The following is a 25,848-nucleotide window of genomic DNA, read 5'->3' as shown; positions in this document are numbered from 1 at the left end:
AATAAAGCTTATTAATCAATTAACACCAATGAATCTAAAATGCCTTTACCGCTGTGGATCCCACCTTCGTTTTCACTGGCAGGTTTACTGCGAATTAAATACCCCGCATAACCATTAAGCTCAGTTACCGGCTTACCATTGTAATACGCAGTAAATAATCCAATTTCACTGACTAAATCATTCACTAACGTTTGCTCACCATCACGTACTGCAATGGTAGGAGCATCTCGCTCATGTGGATACAAGCGTTGCATTAACGCCCATGCATCGTACTCTTCTGGTGCTAACTGAGTTAATTTTTTCGCTATATCCTGACCAAAGATACAATGACCACCACCTTCTCCTTGGTTTTTTAATACCCATTGATTTTGGTCTGCTTCGGTCGTAAACCAATCTATAGTTTGCGTATTAATCGGCTTCATCTCTGCCAGTACACTTTTAACTAATTGAGCCTCTTCAAGTGTTAATCCCCAACGAGCATATTCAGTGTCTGGCATCATGGTTAATAACATTTGCATTGATTTACTGGTCGCTAATTGCTGACTGATCGTGGCATTCACGGCAACATGATGCTGCTCGATAAACAGTCTAATTTGACTCAATGTATGGCAACACACTGGTTCATTTAATTCCGGTGCGAAATAATCCTCATATTGATAACCTGCACGTAAATAAACAACATCAACAGCACCTACGTTTTCAAGTAACAATCGTTTATTTTCGCCACTAGAAAGCTGAGTACTTAACTGCTCAAAGGTACGTCTTACCGTGCGTATTCCTTGTTTCTGCAGTTCAATTTCAAGTAAATGTTGGTCATACACGTTATCTTCATTCTTCTGAATCACCATTAAAAACGTGGGTTTACTTTGGTCAGAAAAATCCGTTTTAATCGCTCTCGCAGTAGTTGCAATACCATAGGCCAATTGCTCCAAACCGTGGTTATCTGCAGAAATAGCGGAAGGGTCTTCAATCCATTGATTATACGTTTCTGGCCATTGGTGCTTCATAAAAGAGTGGAACTCAGCTGCTCGCTGCCCAAACGGCCCCATCCCTGCTGCAATTCCATTAAATTCAATTACTTTTGCGCCGTGCTGACGGTCATCCATAAAATCGGTACGCATCAATAATAATGGCTGACGCTCTGCGACAAGTTTATTGCCAGCATCACCATGTAATTGTTGATGCAATGACATTAACAAGCCAAAAAACGGATCGGCTTTCGCCATGCTGCTTAATGAAGCTTGAAGAAATTCATGATCTTCAGAGACGTTATTAATCAACTTAGTGATCAGTGGAGTCACCATGAGTAAGTGATTATATACATCACGCTCAATGGTCATTGGTGCGATACTAAATGGACAATGCCTTGCCGTATTATCTGCTTGTCGAAAAGCCACACCATGCATAATAGCCCACTCACAAGCGTCTTCAATTATTTGTTGAGAAACAAACGGTTTTTTTTCTGTATTCATTTTAATTACTCTTAAATTCAATAATTCAAGCAGCGGTAATGCTAGCTAAACCAAGTGTGCTGCTCTGATGTTCATCTTCTTCTTGTGCTTTTTGTGTTAAATACAACTCTCGATAATCTCCAGCTTGCACAATAAGTTCATCATGGCTGCCACTTTGAACCACTTTTCCTTTGTTCATTACTAATATTTGATCGGCGTTTTTAATAGTTGATAATCGATGAGCGACCATAATGACCGTTTTCCCATCTCGAATATTTTCTAATGCGACTTTTACTGTCTCTTCCGTCTCACTATCAATGTTGGCCGTTGCCTCATCTAAAAGAAAAACACTTGGGTCATGTGACAAGGCGCGAGCGAGAGCTAACAATTGTCGCTCTCCTACAGAAAACGAACCACCACCGTGACCAGGATGATAATCATAGCCATCAGTAAGACGTTTAATAAAGTGATCAGCGTTAACTTGTTGCGCCGCTAACATCACTTTTTCTTCGTTTGGCCTATCATGAGATAAATCGATATTTTCTTTTATTGAACCACTAAAAATCGTTGGATCTTGAGAAACCAAACCAAATAATTTACGTAATTGGACTTCAGGTAAAGATTCAATCGGCTGGCCTCCAATTAAAATAGAGCCTTGTTGCTGTTGATAGAATCGCATCAGCAAATTAATCACCGAGCTTTTACCACTACCAGTATGGCCAACTATCGCTGTAAACTGACCGCCTTTAGCGACAAAATTCACATCAGATAAGACCAAATTCGCTTCGTCATAGTTTAGGTCAACATGACGAAACTCAATGTCATACGGCGCTGACATCTCAACACATTTTGTTGGATATCGGTTCTGCTCTGATTGCTCATCCAATAACTCAAATACACGTTTTGATGCAACCGTTGCTACCTGCAATTTACGTAGCTCCATTGAAAGTTGACGGAACGGGTCAAAGAAACGTTCGATGTAGTTCAAAAATGCGTATAACGTACCCACTTCAACCGCGGTAGTTAATGACCCATAAGCGAACCATGCCACAATTCCTGCAGCCGTTAGATTCGACACTAAACGGGTTAATGGGATCAGCATGAAACTATCAATCGCGATTGATTTGGTTCTAAACTCAAACCACCGTTGGTTTTCTTGCTCAAATTTTTCTTTAAATGCTTTTTCTTGATTAAACGCTTGGATCAGCGCCATTCCTTGTAGCGATTCATTAATCCGTCCATTGATATTGCTGATCTGCTCTCTAATCCCATTAAACACTGGCATTGAGATTTTTCGATACAAATGCATTGTTGTCAGTAATATCGGGATCAATACCAAGCTCAATAGCATCAAGCGCCAATCCAAAATCGCTATCGCAATAAATATCGCAATGATGCGTAAGCTGCCTTGAATGACCGTAGGGATCGTTGAAACAAACATATCACGCATCGATTCCGTATCATTGGTAATATAAGAAACCAATTTACCGGCAGATAATTTATCAAAGCTGCTGATTGAGAAATTCAACACATGATTAAACAGCTGTTTTCTCACATCATTAATCACCAACAAGGCACTATGACGGAATGATACGGCTTGCAAATACGTAAATAACGCCGAGATCACATAAAACAACATCACCAAACTAACAAGACCAATCAGATGGGGCCACTCAAACTGTTGCGGTACGATTACCTCATCAAGGATAATCTTTGCTAGCCATGGAGTCGCCATTTCAGCACTTATCGCAACCGTTAGCATCATAAAGGCGACAATGAACCGTGCTTTATGAGGTAAAGAGTAGGCTAATAAGCGCTTAAATAAGAAGGTATCACTAGGCTGTTGTGCATTGTCTTCACGCATGAGATCCCCCCTCTGATTTTGACCCTTGAATACTCTCACTTGGGATATCTTCAATAACGGTGTTTAGCTGACTTTGTCGTTGGTAAACCATTGAATACCAACCTTGATTAGCCAATAGATCATGATGTGACCCTTGCTCTTCAATTTGCCCTTCATTTAATACAAAGATCCGATCTGCTTCGATTAAATTAGGTAAACGTTGAGTTACTAATAACATGGTTTTATGACTGTAATTTGCCTTTAGATTTCGACGAACAATCACTTCAGTTTTAATGTCTAACGCACTGAATGGATCATCCAACAACAGAATATCCGCATCAGATAGTAAAGCTCTTGCCAGTGTTAATCGCTGACGTTGCCCACCAGAAAGATTACTTCCTCCTTCTCGTAGTTGAGTATTAAACCCATCAGGCATCGCATCAATTTCGCTTTTAATTCCCGCCATCTCTGCAACGTGTTTAATTTGCTCTTCTGTTGCATCCGGTTTGGCCAATGCGATATTTTCAGCAATAGAGCCTGAAAAAAGAAATGGCTTTTGCGGAACCCACGCCATCTTGCTGCGTAATGAATGAAACGTTAATGATCCAACAGGATGCCCATCAATACTTATACTTGATGAGTTTTGTAACTCGAACTGTCTTAGGATCAATTGTAGTAAGGTACTCTTACCACTACCGGTTGGTCCGGTTATACCAACAAAACCACCTTCATCCACCTTCATATTAATGTGTTCTAATGCTCGACGGTTCGCATTTTGGTAAGAGAATGACACTATATTTATGTCTACTGTTGCTTTCGCATCAGTTGGTAATGTAACGGTGCCTTCAACCACTTCTTCTTTTTCTGAAAAAAGTGCCTCTAAGCGTTTCCACGACGTACTTCCGCGTTGGAAAACATTAAACTGCCAACCAAATTGCAGAAATGGTCCTAATAACTGCCCAAGGTATAACGTAAACGTAGTAAACAACCCGATCGAGATTTGACCATGGCTAATTAACCATGCGCCATAAGCCAATGAAATAACAAATGATAAGCCGTAAATAAGTTGAATGGTGGGTGCAAAGGCAGCATCCACTTTCGCAACGGCAAAATTTGCTTCTAATGTTTCATCCAGTGTTTTACCAAAGCGCTGCTCTTGACGCTGCCCAATATCATGAGAGCGAACGGCACGAATACCAGAAACAGTTTCACGCGCTTCTTCATTTAAATGAGCGAAACTTGCTTGCGCGCGACCAAATGTTTTATGCAGATTAGTACCATAATGTTTAGTGATATAAACCAATAACGGAAACGGTAATAGTGCAACAGCAGTAAGCTCACCACTCACAATGAATATCATGCCAAAAATAACAGTCAAACCGGCGATAAAGGAATCGACTAAGGTCATAACCCCCATTCCTGTTGCCTCTTCAACCGCATTCAAATCATTAGTGGCATGAGCCATTAAATCACCCGTACTTCGACGAGAATAAAATGACGGTGACAACCTTGAAAACTTTTTAAATAAGTCTCGACGCAGCACTTTCGCAATAGCAATAGAAGCCCCATACAATTGACTTTGCCATACATAACGTAAGCCATACATAGCAATCGCAGAGAGAGCGATGCCACCAATATGAAACAATAAATACGCCATGGTTAATTGGTTAGCACTGATACTATCGATGATCCGCCCAATTAACCAAGACGGTATTAGACTGAGTAGTGCCACCACTTGTAATGCGATAATAGCGATAATGTATTGGCGTGAAAACATCTTGATGTAGCCGCGCAATTTCCACAAAATATTCATTAAATTACGCTACCGCCTCTTCTATTTCACAGTCACACTGTAAATAATTTTTTCTCTGAATAAACGCATCAAAACTTATATCTTGCTGTGCTTCAATTTGTTGTTGTTTAACTAAAGACTCAGTCACTAAACGAGTTAAATTATCCATTTCCTCGTCATCAATCTTAGTATCTTGATGCTGTTTAAAATGAACTTTTGAGAGTCTCTGTGTTGCTCGTTTGTATGAGAGTTTTTCCTCTTTCATCATTGCTAGCAGTTGTGCTGATGGCGTTAAATTACTATCTACAAACTTAGCCTGTTCACGTTCAATACCTTGCTTATGCTCTTGTGTAGCAAACGCATTATCTAGCCACGTCGCAACAGGTATCATTGCATCAAGTAATTCAGAACCAAGATCTTTAAGCTTAATATCTCCTTCTAACGTTGGTAATAATAGCCCATGTTTTCGCCCTTCTGTTGCTACTAACTCTTGACGACGGGCAATTAATACTCGCTCATCATCGGTTAATTCTGGGCTTGGTGCTAAGGCGTTATAGGTAAGAAATGCATCTAGAAAATGACTTTGTTCTTCATTGATCCCTAATGGTAATAGTGGATTATTATCCAGACTGCGTAATTCAATGTATTGAATGCCGTGATGGCACATTGCATATAAAGGACGCAATTGATCATTAACGATTTTAGGTCTTACTGAACCATACAATTCATTTTCTAATTGTAAGACGGACCCATTTAATTGCTGATCGGCATTTAGGTGAGCATAACGTGCGCTTGGTGTTGTTAATGCATGACATAAATCAGTTAAATATTCTTGTTTACTATTAAAACTCGTTGGGTAAAGAGACTGCTCATTACTGCTATAGCCCATATTACTTAAACGTAGCGAGGTCGCCCATGGCAAATAATAGGTATCTTCATCAAAAAGCGCTAAAGGATGTTCTTGATTGACTAAGTAGCTTTTGTCTACCGCTGGCGATGCACCAAATAAATAAGGGATAATCCAACCGTTACGTAGAACATTACGGATCAAGTGAAAATAACGTTCTGAAATAAAATCGTTTAATGACAATTCACTGCCGAGGTGTGCGTGTAACGTTGCCCAAAATGAATCGGGGAATGAAAAGTTATAATGAATACCTGAAATTAACTGCATTCTTTTTCCATAACGGTTTGCCAACCCTTCACGATAACGCACCTTATGTTGCCCAGCGTTCGATGACCCATACGCGGCAATCTTAATCTCATCATCACTTGGCAGTTCAGGTGGCATACTTGCCCCCCACATGATTTCATCTTCACTCAACTGAGTCGCGACAAAATGATGCAAAGAAGCCAACGAATCAAACGTCGCCTTTCTTTCTGTCATTGCTGGGGTGACTAACTCTAATTGCGCTTCTGCAAAATCAGTGGTTATGTAAGGGTGCGTTAAAGCCGAACCCAATTCTTCTGGATGAGATAAGTTTGAAATATGGTTTTCAGGCGTAGTGCGGATCAACTCTCTTTCAATTCCACGTCGAATGTCATGCAAAGTACTCATGGCATTTTCGTTATTTAAAAAAGAAAGCGTATTAGATTCTAGGTATTTCACATCAGTATTTTTCATTTATGATCTTCATAAAAATAGTTTTAACGGATCAAAGACGCAGAAGCTGAAGAAAAGACGCAAAATTTTTTCAAATAATAGGAATAAAAAAGAGTGGATAAAAGAAACGGAAAATAGAGTGACTATTTACCGTTTCTTTTTAGGAAAGGAGCCGTATTATTTTAATTGCGAAGAACAACTTTTTCCTTTTTTAGAAGAGTAGCCAGTGACAGCTCCTCCATCATTGAGTTCAAAATCACAACAGGTCATTAAGTTTTCGCGAAATTTAGCACGACCTCGTTGAATTCGACTTTTTGCCCCCGACAAGGATAACCCTAACTTATCAGCTATCTCTTGTTGAGGAACGCCTTCTAGTTCAGCTAAACGCAAAGGAATACTGTATTTTTCTGGGAGGTCATCAATTAAAGGGCGTATACATTCGGCCAATTCTTTACGAGCTTCCTCTACAGTATCTTCATCTTCTGCGACTAAATCTTCCGGTAACTCATCATACGGCAACTTATCACGATAAAAATCCATGATCGTGTTGTAGGCAATTTTATATAACCATCCTTTCAAGCTACCTTGAGATTTTAATTGATGTAAATTGCTGCTGGCTTTTATATATACATCTTGAAGTATGTCATCTACCGCACTTGCATCATCCACTCGTTTGTACACATAACTACGCAATTGCACTTTGTGATTTTGCCATTCAGACAACATAAAAACGGAACCTCAAATAAGTGAATATGTTTAACCACTAAAGGAAAAATCAAATTTTAGAACTGATACAAAATAAAATACTTACCGATAGCTCATTGTAATCGATAACACCTTATATAGGAAAAAAGCCCAACATCAAAAGTGATATTGGGCTTTTTAACGTCTTAATCCATTCATCAATGAGCGAATATTTTTAAATAAGAGAGTGGTTAGCCTATCTCTAATACCGCAGAAGCAATAGCAAAATAAATTAATACGCCGGAAATATCAGCGATAGAGGTAATCATTGGGGCACTCGCAGAAGCGGGATCTAAATTGAGCTTATGTAAACCAAAAGGAAGTATAGTGCCAATTAAGCTACCTATAAGCACAATCGCTATCATGCTTAAGCCAACCACCATCGCAACCTCATAGCCACCGCGATATAAACCTAAAAGGTAAACGGCAGCAGCCATACTCAAACCAAGCCCTAGAGCGACAAATACTTCTCTGCCAAGCATTTTACCCCAGTCATTTGGTTTTATATCACCGGTAGCTAACGCTCGAACCATTAAGGTTGCAGATTGAGATCCGGCGTTACCACCGCTATCAATTAATAAAGGTAAGAAAAAAACCAACGTAACATAAGAGGTAATGATCTCTTCAAAGTAAGCGATACCTGCCCCTGAGAATACATTACCAAAAACAAGCAGTACTAACCAAAATACGCGCTTCTTATAAAGCACGCCAATTGATGCATTTTTTATGCTGATATTACTATCTTCAACACCAGAACCTTTATGCATATTTTCTGATGTTTTAATATGTTCGGTGTCTGTTTTTTGTTGTACAAATTCCATAATACGTCTCCAGATCTGAAGACATATCACCCTCAGATCATCATGTAGAAAAAGAGTTAAACCACCAACTTGGGGGTTCCTGTTTACTTGTGTTCATGATGTGCTTCCTTGTATAAACAAGATGGGTTAATGGATAGCAGCGAAACTGCATTCAAAGACGGGCGGATTTTACCAAATAATAGAAAGAGATACCATTGCGGTGTGTAAGCAGGTATTTCAAATATGTTCTTCATTTACATTCAGAAATAAATACAGCAAAAATCATTAAAATGACCATAAATTGATTAAATAATCAGAAACCAATGCGCACTACCTCATAAATGAGAACGCAATCGATATCCCTATTTGCGAAAGTTTAGTTGAGCAATTACCCTATAAATATAATTACTAAAAAAGAGCCAACTCTTATGAAATTATTTTCACGTCTATTTTTATTCATTACTGCTATGACTTCTTTTTCTAGTTTGGCTGCATTAGGTGAACACCCAATAATCTTGATCCACGGCTTTCAAGCAGGTCAACTTCAAACCAAGCCCAATCATGATACGGTTGTTGCTGATGGAAAAACCTATTGGCAAGATTTTTGGTTAGCTAAAGCCGATGAGCGTATCGACTGGCCTTCTCACGAACGTGTTGCAGGAAGAATTTCAAGCGATTACGTATGGCCAAAATTAAAAGCTCTTTCTGAAAATAACACCTGTCAAAATGGCTGTATTTTAGTGACTCATTCTACTGGAGATCTGGTCGCTCGCTATTTGTTAGACAATCAAGAAAACTGGCTGACCAATGCGGGGTTAGCTCCTCTTAATATTATTGCGACCTTTGATTTTGCTGGTGCAGGCGGTGGTTCTGAGCTGGGTGATATGGCGATTAATATCTCAGAAGGCAGTGGCGTATTAAATGCTCCGCTAAAATATGCAATGTCATTATGGCTAGGTGAAACACCTAGTGCAGGAAATACCGGCGTACTTAATGATTTAAAAATTACCAATGCACGCCAATTAGCCCCTTTACCTGATAACCGTATTCCTCGCATTCGCTTTGTCGGTAAAGGCAGTGACTATTTAGGATCAACCAGTGGATTCTTACCGGGGAAAGATGATGGCGTGGTATCAAGTCATTCTTCTTGTGGTTCAAGTCAATCTGGCTCATTTACAAGCTGTTCAACAACTCTCGCTTTTGATGGGGAAATAAAAAACCAACCACAAGCGGTGACTAATTTTATGCCTTATCATTACCCACTATTAATGGGGGATGATTACAGCCATAGCGGATTAATAGGCACAAAACATCAAGGTAAAGTAACGGCAGTAAGCCAACAAAAAACACTGCTCGATGGTACAATCATTAAAGTAAGTACGACAGATTCTACTTATTGGTTAAGCGGCAATACATATCGGTACGTTGATAACTCAAAAAATGAAACCATGTCTGAACTGGTTAGTGATTTATTGTGATGAATAAGAATGCTTTATTTATTGGTGCGTTGTTGATGACTTCAGCCACCACTTTTCATTGGATAATGCAGGATAACTCAGCCCCAACAATGGCAGGAGATCATCCTTCAGTAAAAGCTCACCAAAAAATAAAAACAGCTTCAGAAAGGCAATTAAAAAAAGAAGTAGTGCAAACAAAAACAGACCTTACACCTCCACAAGAACAAGATGAGATACCTCAGGCTTTCCCACAAGAGTTAACCAAACAATTTGCCTTATTATCTAAAGCTTACGCCGCAGATATTATTTATCCTTCTTACTCAACGCCACTGCTTTCTAACGATAAAAGTTATCTTGAACCCAATCATTTCAGTGAAGTTAAGATCCCTGTGTTAGATGGTTCTCATAAAGCTTCCCTCTCTTTAGATAAATATCGATTTTCTTACCCTGAGTCTATTACTGTCACTCTTAATTCAGAGCTCGCAGTTGATCATATCGAGTATGAGCTATTAGACCCAGAAACTCGAAAAACTCTCACAACTCAATACACACAAGAGTTAACTACTGAGTTTTCACCTAAAAAAGAGTGGCCTCAAGAGATTAGAATTAAAGCGGTAATCTCTTTTTTAGATGGTAAAGATACGCTCACTACGGATATTCAATTTTCAAATCCAGTGGCTTATGTTAACTCAATAGAGCCGCCCAACTCTGCGGGAAGCGATATGATATTACCGCTGAACATTGAAGTGAAAGAGTCGGGTAACTACCGAATTAGAGCCAACTTATTTCAACAAGATGGAAAGCCGATTGCTTCCTTAACAAATAAAGGGAAACTCTCACAAGGTGATGCTGTCTTTCAACTAAAAGCACATAGTTCAGTGCTTAAAAATGATGTAGCAGAGTTTGAGCTGCGAAATATCACGGTTGAGAAAATGTCTGACTTTCCTGGAGAGAAAACGCGTTATGGCACAAGCCGAAAACCTGTTTTCCCAATTTTATCTTTTGATATTTCAAGCTTAAGTGATGAACCCTATCAAATGTCAGAACAAGAAAAAGAGCGCCTTCAATTTTTAAACGACATTGCTCAGCAATAAAACGAAAAAAGCCCGTTATTCTTTAATGAAAAGAATAACGGGCTCATGCATTTTTTACTTATTGTAGAGTATTATTGCTTGTTTTTCTTCGCGTAATTAAGCGACTTTCTCTGCTTTTACCGTGATTTCTGGCGTATTGAAATGCTCTTGAGATGCGATAAGTTGCAGTTCATACGCACCACGATTGAAGGTTTCTTGCATTACTGAATCAACCGCAGCATTGGTACGTTCAAACGCATCAATTGGAGAGTAACCCGCCATTAAATTGGCAAGCATCACGCCACTAATTAAATCTCCGGCCCCTACTGGCTGACGCTTAGCATCAAAGTCATATAAAGGACGAGAAACGTGGTAACTGCCTTCTTTGGTGGTTAATAGCATTTCAAAACGATCTTTTTTAATTCCCGCACGACTTAAGTGTTTTACCACTACCATCTTAACGCCTTTTTCAAGCAGTTGATTATTCGCTTCAATCACTTGCTCTAAGGTGTTGATAGTCATGCCAGATAAACTTTCTAATTCAAGTAAGTTTGGCGCAATAATATCCGCTGATGCTAATGCAGATTCTTTAAAAAACACTTCCACTTCAGGGGCAACAATGCAGCCTTTTTCTGGGTGTCCCATTACTGGATCACAAAAGTAAATTGCGTTTGGATTGTCTTGTTTAATTTTCTGTACCGCTGTGATGATTTCTTCACCTTGCGCTGCTGATCCTAAGTAACCACTTAATACCGCATCACAAACGTGAGTTGCTTCAATTGCTGATAAACCATCAACTAAATCTGATATGTGACCAGCAGGCATTGCAATGCCCTTCCAGCCTTGTTGATATTGCGTGTGATTTGAAAACTGTACCGTGTTGATAGGCCACACTTCCATCCCCATTCGTCGCATTGGAAAAACCGCAGCACTGTTGCCTGCGCAACCAAATACAACATGAGACTGAATGGAAAGAATACGTTTCATAACATCACCATAATTTAAAGTAGAGTAAGGGCTTCCATGCCCTAAAATAAACGATAATCCTTTAAAACCCTAGGGCTTAATCTTCTTTTAATACTTTCACTGTGTAACTGCCATCTTTTTGAGCATATACACCGTGAATATCCGTTTCAAAACCTGGGTAATGAGCACCGATTGCACATAGCATCTCTAAGAAATCAAGTACTGGACGAGACTCTGTTGTTACCATTTCACCAGGAAGTACTAGTGGAACACCTGGAGGATAAGGAAGGATCATATTGGCACTTACGCGACCAACCATTTCTTCCAGTTTCACTTCTTCCACATTACCGCGTAGCTCTTCTTGCCATGCTGCGTGTGGTGTTACTTTTAGTTCAGGTAATACATCAAACGCTTTGAACATCAGTTCTGGTAAACGGTATTGACGAGTTAGATCGTGAATGCCTTGTGCCAGTTCTTGAATGCGCATGCCTTCGTAGAAGCTTGGATCTTCTCTGTACAGTGAAGGAAGGAAGTTTTTCACTGTTAAGTTTAGATCAAAACCGCGTTTAAAGTCAGTTAATGAACGAAGCAGTTGCATCGCTTTTGATTTATCAATACCGATAGAGAATAAGAACAATAGGTTATATGGACCTGTTTTCTCGACTACGATACCGTGTTCATCTAAGTATTTAGCAACAATAGAAGCAGGAATACCTGTTTCGCTCATTTCGCTATTTTCGTTCATTCCTGGAGTTAATAGCGTTACTTTGATTGGGTCAAGGTACATGTGGTCATCATCGATGTCTTTAAAACCATGCCATGTATCTTTAGGATCCAGTTTCCAACATTCTGTTGTATCGATGTTTTCTGGTTGCCATACATCAAAGAACCAGCTCTCACTTTCGCCTTGTAGACGTTTGATCTCTTTACGGAAACGAATCGCACGATCAATTGAGTCTTGGATCAGTTTCTTACCTGTATTACCACGCATCATTGCCGCAGCGGTTTCAGTTGATGCAACAATACCGTATTGAGGTGATGTTGATGTGTGCATCATAAAGGCTTCATTGAACGACTCTTTATCAAACTCACCTTTTACGTGGATCATTGATGCTTGAGAGAACGCAGCCAATAATTTATGAGTTGATTGTGTTTCATAGAACACTTTACCTGGCATCGCTTCACCACTCATACCACATTTACCTTCGTAAATAGAGTTGAAGTTAGTGTAAGGAACCCAAGCACTGTCGAAGTGAATGAATTTAGTTTCTAGCGTTTCTTTGATGTATTGAGTGTTGTACAACAGACCATCGTAAGTTGAGTTAGTAATAACTGCATAACCCGGCATTGTTGCGTTTGGTGTTGCTGCTACTTTTTGCTCAATCACTTCACGAGTGAATTCACTTTGTGGAATGCCACCTAAGATGCCGTAAGCGTTACGCGTTGGACGGAAGTAAATAGGCGTTACATCACTCATCATCATCATGTGAGTCAGAGATTTATGACAGTTACGGTCAATAAGTACAGTGCTGCCTGCTGGTGCAGAGAACATACCTACAATTTTGTTTGAGGTAGACGTACCGTTCGTTACGATGTAAGAGCTGTCCGCATTAAAAGTACGAGCGATGTACTCTTCTGCTTCTTTATGAGGACCTGAGTGATCAAGCAATGAACCTAGTTCAGGCATTGAGATTGATACATCCGCTTTAAATGCGTTTGGACCGTAGAAATCATAGAAGATGCTGCCTGCAGGACTTTTTTGGAAAGCGGTGCCGCCCATGTGACCCGGAGTACAGAATGTATATTTACCTTCTTCAACGTATTTAAATAACGCTTTAGTAAAAGGAGGCATGATTTGGTCTTTATATTCTTCGGTCGCTTGATTGATTTTCAACGCGATATCGTCAGCCATGTCTAGGGCATATTCGAAGAAATGAAGATTTAGACGTAAATCAGTTAATGAAATGTCTAATGTTGAATGTTGGTTTGCAAATGCGTACAAAGGCAATTTTTCATTCAGGGTATTAATTTCAGTACATAGGTCTAGTGAGTATTTATCCCAGTCAAATAACACACCACAAATTCGTGGGTTCATTTCGACCATTTTGTATAAATCTTGCGCGTCTACTGGGTAAACTACTTTGTAGCCTGCTTTTTCTAAAGAAGCATGTAATTCGCGTACTGGCTCTTCTTTAAAGAAAACACCTGAGTGGTTTAGGATAGCAAAAATATTCATTTTATATCTCCAAGACGAAACAAGGCGCTCCCCATCTTTTTGATGGTGAGGTAGTGGAGCGCCTGAGGGTAAATTTATTAAGTTGGTAGCGTTACGTGTTCACGCTATCGAGTGATATTAATGGGCAGTAGCTTCAGTGCTGATGTGTTGCTCAGATTGTTTCAAGCCCATTTTTTTTGCGTAGAACATTAAGATAACAAGTGACACGATGAAGGTTGCAGTCAGTGTTGCGCCTTCTGCACCAGCAAGAGCAATCATGCAGAACACACAAGCAATACCAGAGAAGAACATGGTGAAGCCACTGCGTGTTGTCATACCTTCGAATCGAATTAAGTTAATGCTTGAATAGAAGTAAGGAAGCATTGTTAGTAGTACGGCATCAGTCGTTAACTGATTAAATAAGTCAGCAGTATGTGCTGATTGAGAGCTGAATACGGTCAATACAATCATTAGCGCTGTCATTTTTAGCGACGCAAGTACAAGGCCTTTTTTCGCTACACCGTTTTTATCAACTTCACCGTAAATTTTAGGGAAGTTACCATCGTGAGCAGCACGCTTGCCGGCTTCACCAACCAACATCATCCAAGAACCCAGTGATGTGAAACATGCTAAAGCAGTAAATGCAGCAACAAATGGCGCTGACCAGCTACCGAAGATTTCAGTGGTCGCCATTGCAAATGGTGCGCCTGATGCCGCCACTTCTGCTGCTGGGAACATACCGCTGATTACTTGAGTTGATAGGATATAAATCACACCCGCAATCGCAGTACCAAGCATTGTTGCTAAAGGAACCGTGCGTTTTGGATTTTTTACCATACCAGATGATACCGCTGCTGATTCAACACCAACAAACGACCATAAACAGATAAGCACAGCACTAATAACAGCGTGGCTACTTGTACCTGAAGAGACATTCCAGTTTTGGCTATATAAAGCAGGATCGAAGTGAGTCCAACCAGCAACCCCTGTACCAACAACCGGAATAAGGATAAGACCTAAACCTAATGTACAAAGACGACTAACCCAGCTACCACCTAGTAAGTTAACTAGGGTAAATAACCATACTGATGCAATCGTCGCGGCAGCTGCAGGGATAGGGTCATTCAAAGCAGGGAAGAAAACAGATAAGTAAGAAACACCAGTAATGGCGATTGCTAAGTTACCAATCCAGTTTGCGTGGTAGTAAAGAACACCCGTTTGGAAACCAAATACAGGAGATACTTCACCAGCATAAGCAATAGGGCCACCTTCTTGTGGATTCTTTGTTGCTAAGCGGGCAAAAACAAACGCCAAACTTAATGCACCAACTAAACAGATAATCCAACTAAAAATTGATACTGAACCAACCGCTGCTAATGAAGAAGGTAATAGTGCAATACCACTCCCCATCATGTTGCCGGCAACAACACCCGTACAGGCTATTAAGCCAATTTTCTTTGTATTCGATTCCATAACATCTCCAGGAATTATCGAATGGACCAATTTAAGCCCGTAATACGAAATTATTTATTTAAAGGGGCAAGGTGTTATCTGGACAGGTCATGCAAACTCTATCGGGGTAAATAAACAACATCTCGCTTGAATGTTGAGATGAAGGTTACGCCCAAAGAATGGAAAAAAAATAAGGATAAAATTATCAATAAAATAATGATAAAAAAAATAAGGGTGCAAAGTAAAAAACGCAAACTACAATTTAAAAAATACTTAATTATCATTAAGTTAATTATTTTCAATTTAGATAAAATGATAAAAAACAAAAAAGATAAAGTTATCAACTTTGAAATATTTACCGAGAAAGGAAAAGGTTTATCTCTCCGTTATGTCAAGCTTGCTGCCATTTTCCTTGTTGAATACAAAAATAATAAAAGAGAGAAAAATGAAAACGAAATGTTGTAAATAATTATGTTTATTCGTAAAAAAAGTACGACATATTGTTTCATTATTATTGACTATACAAAGCTGACTGAACTATATTAATCGCCGCGAATCCTTAGCAAACGATATTTTATACAACTTTATAACAAAGTTACTTATATTTCTTAAAGATTGGCATTTCGTTATCCATTATTTAAGAAAAATAAATTAACGATTAATAATAAGGAAATTTCATGACAAACACAGATTTACCGCTAATTGAGTCAATAAACGAGGCATTGATGTCCGTTATTGGTGTGATCAATGGCCTTCTTTGGGGACAAGTTCTCGTTTACCTTCTTGTTGGTGTGGGGGTTTACTTCACAGTACGTCTTGGCTTCATTCAGCTTCGCCAACTTGGACATTCAGTTAAAATCTTACGCAGCGGCCAAGAAATCGAAAACGGCATCAGCTCTTATCAAGTATTTTGTACCTCTATGGCAGCTCGCGTGGGAACGGGTAACATGGCAGGTGTGGCAGTGGCATTAACGGTGGGAGGCCCTGGTGCTATCTTCTGGATGTGGGTGATTGCTCTATTTGGTATGGCGACAGCATTCATTGAATCAACACTAGCGCAAGTGTACAAAGTGAAAGACGTTGACGGTCAATACCGTGGCGGCCCAGCTTTTTACATGGAAAAAGGCCTAGGCCAACGCTGGATGGGCACACTTTTCTCTATCTTCTTAATCATCGCATTTGGTTTGGTCTTTAATGCTGTTCAAGCAAACACAATTACTGACGCGTTAAATCACTCATTTGGTTTTGATAAAACCATCATGGGTGTTGTCATTGTTGCTGTATCTGCTTTCTTCATTATGGGTGGGTTACGTCGTGTAGCTACTGCATCATCTAAAATTGTTCCTGTAATGGCGATTGGTTACCTTGCCATTGCATTAATCATCGTCGTAATGAACATTACTGAAGTTCCTGCAGTATTAACGCTTATCGTTAAGAGCGCATTCGGTTGGCAAGAAGCCGCGGCGGGTGGTGTTGCTTATACTATCGCGCAAGCAATGCAATCTGGTATCGCTCGTGGTCTGTTCTCGAACGAAGCCGGTATGGGTTCAGCTGCTAACATCGCAGCAAGTGCTACACCAAACCCTAACCACCCTGCATCACAAGGTTTTGTGCAAATGCTAGGTGTGTTTGTCGATACAATCGTTATCTGTACGGCTTCTGCTGCAATGATTATGCTTTCTGGCGTAATGGACCAACCTGATGCTGCAACTGGTATCAGCCTTCTTCAACAAGCACTAACCAATGAGTTAGGCGGTTGGACAAGCTACTTTATGGCACTGGCTATTCTTCTGTTCTGTTTCACTTCTATCATTGCGAACTACAGCTACGCTGAAACAAACGTAATGTTCTTGAATGGTAACTCTAAGAAAGGCCTATTTGGTTTCCGTCTGTGTGTTCTTGGCATGGTAATGTTTGGCTCTGTCGCTTCTCTACCTGTGGTATGGAGTCTAGCTGATGCCTCTATGGGCATGATGGCGTTAATCAACATCATTGCATTAATCCTACTTTCTAAGTTGGCTATCAAGATCATTAAAGATTACGAAATTCAACTTAAAGCGGGTAAAACGCCAGAGTTTGATCGTACTAAGTTCCCAGAACTTGATGATTTAGAAGGTGCATGGCACCCAAAGAAAAAGAAAGCATAAATACTTTCCTAAATCATAAATGAAAAAAGCCCGTCGTATCTCTTACGACGGGCTTTTTTATTTCCAACAGCATGATGATTACATTAATCGAATTTCACTTGGTGTCACCGCTCTATACATGAAATAAGCAACCGTTTCTAAGTCACTATAAAAGACTAAATTTTCACTTAATGTATACGTTTCTAACGATGTATCCATATAGAATGCTCGACTATATGCATCCCCTGCTTGCTCTAAATTGCCGTTTAATTCAGCCAACTTACCTTGAAGTATAAAAGAAAAAGCAGATTCTCTTCTTTGAAAAGCCAAATTGAGGTACTTCTGAGCTTCTTCTTTTTCGTCTTGTTTAATCGCATTCATAGCTAACGCTTCATAAATACGGGTTGGTTGTATTGCCTCCGTATTATTCGTATAACCAGCAACAAGATCTTGGCTTAAACTTTCAATTTTCAACGTATTATCATTTAATTCCAGCTCAGGATTAAGCGCAGAAAATGCATTATAAGCAATGTATAACTCCGCTAATATGTAGCCATTATCCGGTTCTTGTACTGATATTTTTTCTAGTAGTCTAATACCTTGTTCAAACAACTCAGGATCGGGTTGATTAATGTAATGGTTCGCTTGAATTAACATTTCAAGCAATCCCTCTTCTTTAGGCAAACCAAGCATTAGGATATCAATTTGTTCTTTAGATACTGAGATACCTAATGCTCTCATTAAATCCAAAGATGATTGACGTAATACATCATCTAGGTTTGTATTTTTCATTCTATATTGGCGACTAAACAGCACTTTATTTGACGTATTACTGCGATATTCAATATCCAAATAGGTTTTATTTTGTTGTTCTTCGACTCTAACATTCACTACTTTTCCCGGTAATATCCCCGTAGTAAATACCGTTTTATCTAATTGAACACGATAATTGCCAACACTGGCTATATCTGCCATTAATTTTTGGCTGATCCCATCAGCTAAAAACGCAGTATCATCTTTTTGATTTCGACTTTCATGGTAGCTAAATTGAATTAGATCGATATCAATAGCCTTTGTTATACGTGTCGCCGATTCTTGATACGTTGTCGATATAATGACGGTAATAATAATGCACACAAGAAAGGCATCAAAAGCGAGTAATTTCCAACGATGGAAAGAATTAAAACTAGAACCTTGCTTACTTTTCTCTTTTTCGACGTCTTTAGATATCGTCGTCATAGCTCGAGTAAGTGGGCCTGAAGGAAAAGAAAGATCAGGGTGCTTTTCCTCTTCTTCTCTTTCTAGCGCTTTATTTTGAAAATCTGATTGAGAAGTAGGAGCTCCCGTTGAAAACGTAGTACGATCGCTAGCTTTCCAAAACTCTGTATCTTCAAAATTAATCAGTTTTGTTTCCGCGACTAACTTATAACCACGCTTTGGTACGGTCACAAGATACCTTGCGTTATCTAATCGACCGTCTCTTAAGATCTTACGTAACTCAAAAATAGACTGGGTGACGACTTGATCTGTTACAAATGCCCCATCCCAAACCTGATTAATGAGCTCATCTCGACAAAAAACTTCACCTGAATGCTGAGCCAGAAAACGTAATAGATTAACTAAACGTGGCTCAACAGAGACTTCCCTATCTTGGCGATATAATTTATTTTCTTCAATGACAAGAGTCCAGTCATTAATTTGAAAACATAATCCAACCATAAGATACTCATTAGTGTTAAATCGTTATTAATATAAATAGCCTACACATCTCAAAAGATAAAGATTCACGATTAATTAAAATACTATTTATGAAAGAGAGGGGGATTATAAATAAACTATTTATTCGAGGATATGTTATTACCATATCAAAAATGGAATCTTAGGATCCATCAAGATCCGCCCTATAAACACCATTCAGAAAATAATTTAATAGGCTGATATATAAGGCTTTAATAAAAAACACAGATAAATCAAATAACATAAGAACATCATTTTTCTCATTAATATCCTTATCTTTAATATTAATGAAACTTACTAATTATTAACGCAACATAAATAGAATGTAAACAGATCAACTTTTATCAACTTATAACCTTGAATAATGTGTGGATAATAAAGATAAATAAACCTAAAAACACAACTAATATATCCATCATTAAGAATTTCACTATTAAACATAGCTTGTGACGTTATTCAAGAAAAGCATGAACGCCAAATCTATACTTACTAACTAAAAGTCACAAGCATAAAAAAGGCGCTCACTTTAGCTGTGAACGCCTTATTTCAATGTCTTTTAGGATGAGAGATATAATGGAAAGCTATTTTATTTTCTATTGGCTCATTTTATGAGTAATTCCTAAGCCTGCAATCATAGCAATAAAGAAAACAATGACATCCATATTACCTAAAGCAAGACTAGACACAACAGGTCCTGGGCATACACCAGCAATACCCCAGCCTAATCCAAAAATAGCAGCACCCGTAACTAATCGCTTATCTATTGTAGTATTGGTTGATAAGCAAAATTCTTCTGCGTTCACAGGTTTTGATTTAGGCTTTATCAAGAGGAAATAAGCAGGCATAAAGACAAGTAACGCTCCTCCCATCACAAACATTAAGCTTGGATCCCACTGCCCTACGATGTCTAAAAAACCAATGACTTTTTGGGGATCTGCCATACCAGATATCACCATACCAAGACCAAACAACACACCAGAAATAAGAGCAACTAAACGAAACAATACATTATTCATACCTTACTCCTATTAAAGTAAATGAAGACGAACAAAAACGGTAATCGCAGCAGCTGCCATAAATATACATGTGGCAACTATTGAGCGAACTGAAAGACGCCCAATACCACAAATACCATGACCACTTGTGCAACCATTACCTAAGCGTGTGCCTATCCCGACGAGTAATCCTGCGATAATAAGCATTCCTGTCGTCGTTGAATATTCACTAGGAACCTCTGCGCCTAAAAAGTGCACACCTGCGATACCACCACTTATCATGCCAAGCACGAATAGCCATCGCCACGCGTAATCACGTTTTTTCGGTGTCATTAATCCCGTAAGTACACCACTAATACCCGCAATTTTACCATTGAATAAAAGTAGTAAAGTAGCAGATACACCTAACAGCATTCCGCCAAATAGAGAGTCCCATGGAATAGTCATCATTATTACTCATTAGTTTGTTTTTTGAACATATTGATAAGAATACGTACGAACGGTATATTAGTCAATACTTATTTAGCAAAATCAAATTTAACAAGAGAAATATTAGATAAGGCTAATTTAAAGTGCTGTAGTCAAAACTAATGAACAAAAAAAGAACTCTTTTTCACTGTGGGTAAGGTAAATAACAAATGATTAAGATTGTAATGGTCGGTTGGTGATGTTGCAGGAAGTGTTTCCGTAGGGGCGAGAGGTCGCTATGAATCGAGTATTTAATGCTGAGATTATTTCCTATAATAACGAGTCAATTAGGGCTTGCTTACCAATTTTGATTATTAGTAAGAAGCCCTTTTAAACATTAATTAATTTTTAATTATTTAGCTGGTGCAAAATCTTCTGCAGCTTGACGATGAGCGGTATAAATTGCTTCGCCATTACTCTCTGCATCAAAAATAACGGTTACATCTGGAGAGAATAAAAGTACGTCGCCTACTTCAGCAACATATTTATTGCCATCTACATCACGTACTACAATCTTACCTTTAGTAATTACTTTGTATTCTACTGAATCATAGAAATATTCAAATTCAACACCTGGAGACATTGTAAAATGCCCCATAGTTAATGAGTTTGTATTGTTAGTTACAGCCACTTCTGCCATATCACTTTTCAGACCTGATACATTTAGTAATTGGCTAAGATCATTTAATTTAAAGCTGCCAGATTTAATAAGAGTAATGCCTGATTTTTCTGTTAATGTTGTCATTTCTATAATTCTCATCGAGGAATACGTTACCTTTTCAATCAACAGGTTGTTGATATATATAGATAATACCTTATTGGTATGCCATTGATTCTAACTATATTCTGAAGGCTAACAAGATAGCTGAAACGTAAAACATTTTTACATAAATATTGGCAATACGATTTAATGGCTAGGAATTAATACAAAAAGTCGAGCAAATAGCCCAGATTGGCTTTTCAATTACCTATTAAATAATAAAGTGAATAAATATCGAAAGGGTATATAGGATCCCTTTCTACTATCGACACACTATTCATAATAAGGTAGCTTAGGTGTATAGACGTATAGAACGCTACAAATAAGAAATAACTTAAGGATAAGTTGTGCCAATAAAAATACCAGACCAACTCCCAGCAGCCGAAGTATTACGTGAAGAAAACATTTTCATCATGCAAGAATCTCGCGCCACCACGCAAGCCATTCGTCCTCTTAAAGTGATCATTTTAAATTTGATGCCAAAGAAGATTGAAACCGAAACACAATTTTTACGCTTACTATCAAATAGCCCATTACAAGTGGATGTTGAGCTATTACGTATAGATAATCGCACCAGTAAAAATACGCCAACTGAGCATTTAGATACCTTTTATCGCCAATTTGAAGGTATTAAAAACCGAAATTTTGATGGACTGATCATTACGGGGGCTCCACTGGGATTAGTGCAGTTTGAAGATGTCATTTATTGGGATCACCTACAAACCATCATGACGTGGGCAAAAGACCATGTTACTTCTAGCTTATATGTCTGTTGGGCTGCTCAAGCAGGGCTAAAACTGCTTTATGATTTACCCAAACGCACCCGTAAAGAGAAATTATCAGGGGTATATAAGCATGATAATCTTGACCAACACCACCCTATTTTACGTGGTTTTGATGATGAATTTTTAGCACCTCATTCTCGTTACGCTGATTTTTCTGCAGATTACCTGAATGAACACACTGATCTGGATATTCTAGCAACATCTGAACAAGCTGGTGTATACCTTGCTTCAACCAAAGATAAGCGAAATGTGTTTGTCACAGGCCACCCTGAGTATGATTCATTCACTCTGCATCATGAGTACGTTCGTGATTTAGGTGAAGGCATGGAACCAACAATACCACTCAATTACTACCCTGGTGACAACCCTGAGATCCCACCCAAAGCAACATGGCGTAGCCATGGTCATTTGTTGTTTTCTAATTGGTTAAATTACTGTGTTTACCAACAAACACCATACGACTTGGACCATTTTTCAGAGCAAAACTTTACCCGAGATTAATATTTATTAGGTGTTAATCATCTGATTAACACCTATTCCCAGCATATAATAACCAGAAAATTCTGATAGATAGCGCCCATTTTTTTGTTTTTTTATAAAAAATGACCTTTCATTTAATTCAGATCAACATATCCTCTATTTATAAAACCAACAACAAACCAAATGAGAACTTGCTCAATAAAACCCTATGAAATATAAGGTATTAATGCCTGTAGTTGATTTTAATTATAAATTGCATTTATGCAGGTGGCTCTATGTTGTATTTTGAATTTCTCTTTTTGTTACTCGTGCTTTATATCGGTTCCCGATTTGGTGGAATAGGTCTAGGGGTAGTCTCTGGGATTGGCTTAGTTATTGAAGTATTTATCTTCAAAATGCCGCCAACCTCACCACCAGTCACCGTAATGTTAATCATTTTAGCTGTAGTCACTTGTGCTTCTATTTTAGAAGCGGCTGGCGGCCTAAAATATATGTTACAAGTGGCAGAGCGGATCTTAAGAAAGAATCCTAAACGCGTCACTATCATTGCGCCTTTTGTTACTTATGCAATGACATTCTTACTAGGTACAGGCCATGCCGTGTATTCTATTATGCCAATCATTGGTGATGTTGCTTTAAAAAATGGCATTCGTCCTGAGCGCCCAATGGCGGCGGCATCTGTTGCTTCTCAAATTGCGATTACTGCCTCACCTCTTTCAGCCGCGGTGGTTTATTATCTAGCACAATTAGTCGATATAGATGCTTCAATTACCTTAATGTCTATCTTGATGGTAACCGTGCCTTCTACGTTATTTGGTACGCTAATGCTCGCTCTTTACAGCTTACGTCGTGGTAAAGAATTAGATGATGATGAAGAATACCAAGCTCGTTTAAAAGATCCTGTTTGGCGTGAAAAAATCTTAAATACAACATCAACCTCTCTAGATGAACAACTGCCAACTAAAGCGCGCAATGCGGTACTGATCTTTTTGGGTGCGATTGTATCTATCGTTATCATCGCTATGTGGCCTGAAGTTAGAACGATTACAGAGGGCGGTGCACCAATCAAAATGTCCGTCGTAATTCAGATGATGATGCTGGCGTTTGGTGGTGTGATTCTATTAGCAACAAAAACAGATCCTCGCGATGTACCTAATGGTGTGGTATTCAAATCAGGAATGGTTGCGGCGATTGCAATCTTTGGTATCGCTTGGATGTCTGATACTTACTTCCAATATGCTATGCCTCAATTTAGAGCTGGCATCGTAGATATGGTTACGCTTCACCCATGGACATTTGCTTTAGCATTATTCATTGTATCTGTCGTGGTTAACTCTCAAGCAGCAACGGCTCGTATGATGCTACCTGTTGGTCTTGCTCTAGGTTTAGAGCCTGCATTAGTGATAGGTTTAATGCCTGCTGTTTATGGGTACTTCTTTATTCCAAACTACCCATCAGACATTGCAACGGTTAACTTTGATAGCTCAGGTACAACAAAGATTGGTAAATACTACTTTAACCATTCATTTATGTCCGTTGGCTTAATTGGTGTCATTTCTGCGTGTATGCTTGGTTACGTCTTAGGTCAAATTGTCATTGGCTAACGTGGGAATTAAACACAATTAATAAATGATAGATAACAAAAAGCCCGTGTGCACTGTTAATAAAACAAGCATCACGGGCTTTTTATATTTAATTATCTTACAGTGATAAACTAAAGAACAGACCCGCTAAACACGCACTCATTAAGTTTGCTAACGTACCACCTAGTACCGCTTTAAAACCCATATTTGCCACTTCTGCACGACGCTCTGGTGCCATAATACCAATTGAACCGAGTTGAACCGCAATAGAACTCACGTTCGCAAAACCACACAATGCAAAAGTAATAATAACTTGGCTGTATGCTGACAATTGATCTTTATGCTGAACAAAATCAATAAACGCAACAAACTCGTTCAATACCACTTTTTGACCAATATAAGAACCAGCCATTACCATTTCAGATTTTGGAATACCGATAATCCAAGCAACTGGTGCAAATAAGTAACCAAAAACAGTTTGTAATGTCACGCCAGCAAAACCAAACCATTCAGCAACCATTTCTAGACCACTGTTTAGCATAGCTATCACACTCACAAACGCGATCAACATTGTACCTACCGCCACTGCGATTTTCATACCGTTCATTGCGCCGCTTGCTAACGCATCAATCACGTTACTTTGTTCACTTTTATCAATGGCTAATTCATGTTGGTCAACCGGAGTTTCTTGTTCAGGAACTAAGATCTTAGCCATCAATAAACTGCCAGGTGCCGCCATAAAACTTGCTGCAATTAAGTATTTTAATTCAACACCTAGACCAGCATAACCACCAAGAACACTACCAGCTACCGATGCCATACCACCGACCATTACAGCAAAGAGCTCTGAACGTGTCATTTGAGGTAAGAATGGACGAATTAGTAGAGGAGATTCACCTTGAGATAAAAAGATATTACCCGTCGCAACTAATGACTCAACTTTACTAGTACCTAGGAATTTTTGGATTGCACCGCCCAATACAGCAATGACTTTTTGCATGATACCTAAATAATATAAAGCGGAGATTAACGCACTGAAGAAGATGATGATTGGTAGGACACGAATTGCGAAGATAAAACCAGTTGAAGCTAAATCACCGAATAGAAAGGCAATGCCTTCATCCGCAAAACCCAATAAACTCGATACCCCGCTACTTAGCGATGCCAACGCCATTTGTCCCCAAGGAAAATAAAGAACAAGAGCCGCGAAAGAAAGTTGTAAAAAAAGGGCTCTAAGGACGGTTTTCCAATTGATAGCTGAACGCTTCTCTGAAAATACCCACGCGCAAAAAATAAGCGCGCACATGCCTATAAGGCTAAATAAAATGGTCATAATAATGCCTATTTAATAAATTGAGGTAAATATGAAGAAACGAAAGGACTCGCCATAGTAGATGACGATAGAGGTATAAAATAGTTACTCCAAGAAGACGGAATAACATTAGATAAAAAGATGTTCATTTGGGTTCCTTTACAAGCTGTTTAACAGTAGCTGGTCCGAGTCCTTGGGGTCATTCA

20 protein-coding genes are annotated in these 25,848 nt (G+C 38.9%); 6 read left to right on the top strand and 14 right to left on the bottom strand.

From position 1 onward, the window contains the following. Window positions 1–11: 11 nt before the first annotated feature. The 6 genes from A6E06_RS16900 to A6E06_RS16875 form a co-directional block, all read right to left on the bottom strand. Window positions 12–1,472, bottom strand: a complete 1,461-nt coding sequence (locus A6E06_RS16900; RefSeq protein WP_065593948.1) for a glutathione synthase — start codon at window positions 1,470–1,472, stop codon at window positions 12–14. Window positions 1,473–1,497: 25 nt separating this feature from the next. Beyond that, window positions 1,498–3,315, bottom strand: a complete 1,818-nt coding sequence (locus tag A6E06_RS16895; protein WP_065593949.1) for an ABC transporter ATP-binding protein — start codon at window positions 3,313–3,315, stop codon at window positions 1,498–1,500. Next, on the bottom strand, window positions 3,308–5,107 hold the full coding sequence (locus A6E06_RS16890; RefSeq protein ID WP_065593950.1) for an ABC transporter ATP-binding protein: 1,800 nt from the start codon (window positions 5,105–5,107) through the stop codon (window positions 3,308–3,310). The genes A6E06_RS16895 and A6E06_RS16890 overlap by 8 nt, the downstream gene beginning before the upstream one ends. A 4-nt stretch (window positions 5,108–5,111) precedes the next feature. Next, window positions 5,112–6,710 carry a glutamate--cysteine ligase gene (gene gshA, locus A6E06_RS16885; protein ID WP_065593951.1) on the bottom strand — a complete coding sequence of 533 codons (1,599 nt, stop codon included), beginning with the start codon at window positions 6,708–6,710 and terminating at the stop codon, window positions 5,112–5,114. 156 nt (window positions 6,711–6,866) lie between these two features. Beyond that, complete coding sequence (gene sigZ, locus A6E06_RS16880; RefSeq protein WP_065593952.1) at window positions 6,867–7,415, bottom strand: RNA polymerase sigma factor SigZ; 549 nt, start codon at window positions 7,413–7,415, stop codon at window positions 6,867–6,869. Window positions 7,416–7,624: 209 nt separating this feature from the next. Then, complete coding sequence (locus tag A6E06_RS16875; RefSeq protein ID WP_065593953.1) at window positions 7,625–8,254, bottom strand: magnesium transporter; 630 nt, start codon at window positions 8,252–8,254, stop codon at window positions 7,625–7,627. 407 nt (window positions 8,255–8,661) lie between these two features. Here A6E06_RS16875 and A6E06_RS16870 point away from each other — a divergent pair, with 407 nt between their 5' ends. Further along, window positions 8,662–9,711 carry a hypothetical protein gene (locus A6E06_RS16870; protein ID WP_065593954.1) on the top strand — a complete coding sequence of 350 codons (1,050 nt, stop codon included), beginning with the start codon at window positions 8,662–8,664 and terminating at the stop codon, window positions 9,709–9,711. Then, window positions 9,711–10,784, top strand: coding sequence for a hypothetical protein (locus A6E06_RS16865; RefSeq protein WP_065593955.1), 1,074 nt, complete (start codon window positions 9,711–9,713; stop codon window positions 10,782–10,784). The genes A6E06_RS16870 and A6E06_RS16865 overlap by 1 nt, the downstream gene beginning before the upstream one ends. A 96-nt stretch (window positions 10,785–10,880) precedes the next feature. On the opposite strand, the gene pdxY is transcribed toward A6E06_RS16865, so the two are convergent. From pdxY to cadB, 3 genes are all read right to left on the bottom strand, one after another. Continuing rightward, on the bottom strand, window positions 10,881–11,750 hold the full coding sequence (gene pdxY, locus A6E06_RS16860) for a pyridoxal kinase PdxY (RefSeq protein WP_065593956.1): 870 nt from the start codon (window positions 11,748–11,750) through the stop codon (window positions 10,881–10,883). A 76-nt stretch (window positions 11,751–11,826) separates the two neighbouring features. Beyond that, window positions 11,827–13,965, bottom strand: a complete 2,139-nt coding sequence (locus A6E06_RS16855) for a lysine decarboxylase CadA (RefSeq protein WP_065593957.1) — start codon at window positions 13,963–13,965, stop codon at window positions 11,827–11,829. Between the two features lie 117 nt (window positions 13,966–14,082). Beyond that, window positions 14,083–15,417 carry a cadaverine/lysine antiporter gene (gene cadB / locus A6E06_RS16850; RefSeq protein ID WP_065593958.1) on the bottom strand — a complete coding sequence of 445 codons (1,335 nt, stop codon included), beginning with the start codon at window positions 15,415–15,417 and terminating at the stop codon, window positions 14,083–14,085. Window positions 15,418–15,555: 138 nt separating this feature from the next. Here cadB and A6E06_RS16845 point away from each other — a divergent pair, with 138 nt between their 5' ends. Together A6E06_RS16845 and A6E06_RS16840 are read left to right on the top strand one after the other, a co-directional pair. Next, the gene (locus A6E06_RS16845; RefSeq protein WP_065593959.1) at window positions 15,556–15,861 is read left to right on the top strand and encodes a hypothetical protein; all 306 of its coding nucleotides are present in this window, start codon (window positions 15,556–15,558) and stop codon (window positions 15,859–15,861) included. Between the two features lie 212 nt (window positions 15,862–16,073). Next, window positions 16,074–17,543 (top strand): sodium:alanine symporter family protein, encoded by a 1,470-nt coding sequence (locus tag A6E06_RS16840; protein ID WP_065593960.1) that lies wholly within the window; start codon window positions 16,074–16,076, stop codon window positions 17,541–17,543. 78 nt (window positions 17,544–17,621) lie between these two features. On the opposite strand, the gene cadC is transcribed toward A6E06_RS16840, so the two are convergent. From cadC to A6E06_RS16820, 4 genes are all read right to left on the bottom strand, one after another. Continuing rightward, window positions 17,622–19,241 (bottom strand): lysine decarboxylation/transport transcriptional activator CadC, encoded by a 1,620-nt coding sequence (gene cadC, locus A6E06_RS16835; RefSeq protein WP_065593961.1) that lies wholly within the window; start codon window positions 19,239–19,241, stop codon window positions 17,622–17,624. A 611-nt stretch (window positions 19,242–19,852) separates the two neighbouring features. After that, window positions 19,853–20,275, bottom strand: a complete 423-nt coding sequence (locus tag A6E06_RS16830) for a YeeE/YedE family protein (RefSeq protein ID WP_065593962.1) — start codon at window positions 20,273–20,275, stop codon at window positions 19,853–19,855. 12 nt (window positions 20,276–20,287) lie between these two features. Beyond that, the gene (locus tag A6E06_RS16825) at window positions 20,288–20,707 is read right to left on the bottom strand and encodes a YeeE/YedE family protein (protein WP_176703444.1); all 420 of its coding nucleotides are present in this window, start codon (window positions 20,705–20,707) and stop codon (window positions 20,288–20,290) included. Between the two features lie 367 nt (window positions 20,708–21,074). After that, a complete protein-coding gene (locus A6E06_RS16820) occupies window positions 21,075–21,521 on the bottom strand; it encodes a hypothetical protein (protein ID WP_083190362.1) in 447 nt (148 codons plus the stop codon). A gap of 308 nt (window positions 21,522–21,829) precedes the next feature. On the opposite strand from A6E06_RS16820, the gene metA reads away from it, so the two are divergent. Together metA and A6E06_RS16810 are read left to right on the top strand one after the other, a co-directional pair. Then, a complete protein-coding gene (metA, locus tag A6E06_RS16815) occupies window positions 21,830–22,768 on the top strand; it encodes a homoserine O-succinyltransferase (RefSeq protein WP_065593964.1) in 939 nt (312 codons plus the stop codon). Between the two features lie 254 nt (window positions 22,769–23,022). Then, the gene (locus A6E06_RS16810) at window positions 23,023–24,351 is read left to right on the top strand and encodes an anaerobic C4-dicarboxylate transporter (RefSeq protein ID WP_065593965.1); all 1,329 of its coding nucleotides are present in this window, start codon (window positions 23,023–23,025) and stop codon (window positions 24,349–24,351) included. Window positions 24,352–24,448: 97 nt separating this feature from the next. Here the strand turns inward: A6E06_RS16810 and A6E06_RS16805 are convergent, their stop codons facing one another. Then, window positions 24,449–25,663, bottom strand: coding sequence for a NupC/NupG family nucleoside CNT transporter (locus tag A6E06_RS16805; protein WP_065593966.1), 1,215 nt, complete (start codon window positions 25,661–25,663; stop codon window positions 24,449–24,451). Between the last annotated feature and the right edge of the window lie 185 nt (window positions 25,664–25,848).

It is taken from the genome of Aliivibrio sp. 1S175 (assembly GCF_001690985.1).
Taxonomy (GTDB): domain Bacteria; phylum Pseudomonadota; class Gammaproteobacteria; order Enterobacterales; family Vibrionaceae; genus Aliivibrio.
Note: the sequence above shows the minus strand (reverse complement) of the source record. Positions and strands in the feature narration are given on the sequence as shown.

Excerpts from the sequence above, each read along its gene's own strand:
- gshA (WP_065593951.1), bottom strand. The coding sequence starts at position 6,710 with ATGAAAAATACTGATGTGAAATACCTAGAATCTAATACGCTTTCTTTT.
- A6E06_RS16845 (WP_065593959.1), top strand. The coding sequence starts at position 15,556 with ATGAAGGTTACGCCCAAAGAATGGAAAAAAAATAAGGATAAAATTATC.
- A6E06_RS16810 (WP_065593965.1), top strand. The coding sequence starts at position 23,023 with ATGTTGTATTTTGAATTTCTCTTTTTGTTACTCGTGCTTTATATCGGT.
- cadC (WP_065593961.1), bottom strand. The coding sequence starts at position 19,241 with ATGGTTGGATTATGTTTTCAAATTAATGACTGGACTCTTGTCATTGAA.
- A6E06_RS16895 (WP_065593949.1), bottom strand. The coding sequence starts at position 3,315 with ATGCGTGAAGACAATGCACAACAGCCTAGTGATACCTTCTTATTTAAG.
- A6E06_RS16805 (WP_065593966.1), bottom strand. The coding sequence starts at position 25,663 with ATGACCATTTTATTTAGCCTTATAGGCATGTGCGCGCTTATTTTTTGC.
- A6E06_RS16830 (WP_065593962.1), bottom strand. The coding sequence starts at position 20,275 with ATGAATAATGTATTGTTTCGTTTAGTTGCTCTTATTTCTGGTGTGTTG.
- A6E06_RS16855 (WP_065593957.1), bottom strand. The coding sequence starts at position 13,965 with ATGAATATTTTTGCTATCCTAAACCACTCAGGTGTTTTCTTTAAAGAA.
- pdxY (WP_065593956.1), bottom strand. The coding sequence starts at position 11,750 with ATGAAACGTATTCTTTCCATTCAGTCTCATGTTGTATTTGGTTGCGCA.
- A6E06_RS16865 (WP_065593955.1), top strand. The coding sequence starts at position 9,711 with ATGAATAAGAATGCTTTATTTATTGGTGCGTTGTTGATGACTTCAGCC.
- A6E06_RS16840 (WP_065593960.1), top strand. The coding sequence starts at position 16,074 with ATGACAAACACAGATTTACCGCTAATTGAGTCAATAAACGAGGCATTG.
- A6E06_RS16900 (WP_065593948.1), bottom strand. The coding sequence starts at position 1,472 with ATGAATACAGAAAAAAAACCGTTTGTTTCTCAACAAATAATTGAAGAC.
- cadB (WP_065593958.1), bottom strand. The coding sequence starts at position 15,417 with ATGGAATCGAATACAAAGAAAATTGGCTTAATAGCCTGTACGGGTGTT.
- sigZ (WP_065593952.1), bottom strand. The coding sequence starts at position 7,415 with ATGTTGTCTGAATGGCAAAATCACAAAGTGCAATTGCGTAGTTATGTG.
- A6E06_RS16890 (WP_065593950.1), bottom strand. The coding sequence starts at position 5,107 with ATGAATATTTTGTGGAAATTGCGCGGCTACATCAAGATGTTTTCACGC.
- A6E06_RS16870 (WP_065593954.1), top strand. The coding sequence starts at position 8,662 with ATGAAATTATTTTCACGTCTATTTTTATTCATTACTGCTATGACTTCT.
- A6E06_RS16875 (WP_065593953.1), bottom strand. The coding sequence starts at position 8,254 with ATGGAATTTGTACAACAAAAAACAGACACCGAACATATTAAAACATCA.